General features: G+C 67.9%; 2 protein-coding genes. One reads left to right on the top strand and one right to left on the bottom strand.

The genetic code is table 11. The annotated features are described in order from the left end of the window. Window positions 1-142: 142 nt before the first annotated feature. Complete coding sequence (locus KBX53_RS32865) at window positions 143-673, bottom strand: M48 family metallopeptidase (RefSeq protein WP_030337586.1); 531 nt, start codon at window positions 671-673, stop codon at window positions 143-145. A gap of 513 nt (window positions 674-1,186) precedes the next feature. Between KBX53_RS32865 and KBX53_RS32860 the strand changes: the two genes are divergently transcribed. After that, the gene (locus KBX53_RS32860) at window positions 1,187-1,357 is read left to right on the top strand and encodes a DUF5679 domain-containing protein (RefSeq protein ID WP_167457767.1); all 171 of its coding nucleotides are present in this window, start codon (window positions 1,187-1,189) and stop codon (window positions 1,355-1,357) included. Window positions 1,358-1,412: the final 55 nt, after the last annotated feature.

Below are 1,412 nucleotides of genomic sequence, written 5' to 3'. Positions count from 1 at the left end.
GTCCCAGGGCCATCAATAGCGCGATATTCAGGAACCCGAGTGGATCTAGGCTGATCGCGCCTCAGATGGTGTCCGGCGCGGCACCCGACGGGGCCTGGTGCGCCGGAACCCACGCGCCCCGGGGGGGGTGGGAGGGTGTGGATCAGGTGGGGAGCGGTGCGCAGGAGGCGGCGGCGACCCCTTCGAGGTAGCCGCGGGCGCGTTCCGCCTTGGGATAGCGACCGACCAGCGCCCAGAACCGGGCGTTGTGGCTGGGCACGATGAGGTGCGCCAACTCGTGGAGCAACACGTAGTCGATCACCCACTCGGGCATCTCCTGGACGCGGTGCGAGATGCGGATGCTGCGGTCCGCCGGGGTGCAGGAACCCCACCGGCCGTTCTGGTTGGTGACCCACCGGACGCTGGCCGGGACCGCTTTCGCGGGGTACTCGGCGAGATAGAGGTCGATGAGCCGGTTGGCGCGGGCCAGCAGCTCGGCGTCGGAGCGGGCCAGTCGCCCCTCACGCGCGGCGAGTCGGGCGAGCATCCGGTCGACCCACTCGCTCTCCTCGGCGCGGGAGAACTGGTCGGGGATGAGGACGACCACTCGCTCACCGTCACGGTACGCGGACACCGTGCGTCGTCGACGCTGGCTGCGCCGCACCTCGACGACAGGCTTGCGCGTCCCCGCCATCACTGGCCCGCGCAGCCTCGGCTACGTGTCACGAAGGAAAGCTAATGCCCACTGACCAGGGGTCCGCAAGAGTCAACCGCACGACACGCGCCCAGAAAATGGTGATTGGTCGCCAGGCGTCCCGAAAATTTCTTGACGGATGCGCCATCGCGCCATCTCGTCACCCTTCGTGAACGCCGATGACGCGGGTACGCGGCACGTCCCCACCGTAGGTGATCACCGTCCCGGATGCCCCTGCGGGGGCACTCGCACGGGTGGCTGTCAGGGTTTGGTCGGCGTGTCCCCGCCAAACTGACTTATCCGACCTATTTCGCCATGCACACTCTCGACGTCGACTTGCTCACAGTGTCGATGCACAGCTGACATGGAACTGCCCAGACCTGGGTAGGGTCCGCGAACCAGCGGTCACGAAGGTGGCCGCGGAGTGAGACCCAGCGCCGGCGCCCCGTGTGGCCCGCCGCCGGGCACCCCGCCGGAACGGCATTGACCGGCGGACGAGACGAGGAGGGCACCGTGGCCGACCAGGCCCAGACGACCTACAACGGTTACTGCGTGAAGTGCAAGGAGAAGCGGGACTTCGAGGGGCACGTCGAGGTCTCGAAGACCGGAATGAACATGGCCAAGGGCAAGTGTCCGGTATGCGGAACAACAGTGAACCGCATCCTGGGCAAGGCCAAGGTCTGACCCGAACGGGGTGAACGGGGGTGGGGGGGGCGGTGGCCACCCCACCCCCCGTTCC

It is taken from the genome of Micromonospora sp. M51, from assembly GCF_018070305.1.
Lineage (GTDB): Bacteria > Actinomycetota > Actinomycetes > Mycobacteriales > Micromonosporaceae > Micromonospora > Micromonospora parva.
Note: the sequence above shows the minus strand (reverse complement) of the source record. Positions and strands in the feature narration are given on the sequence as shown.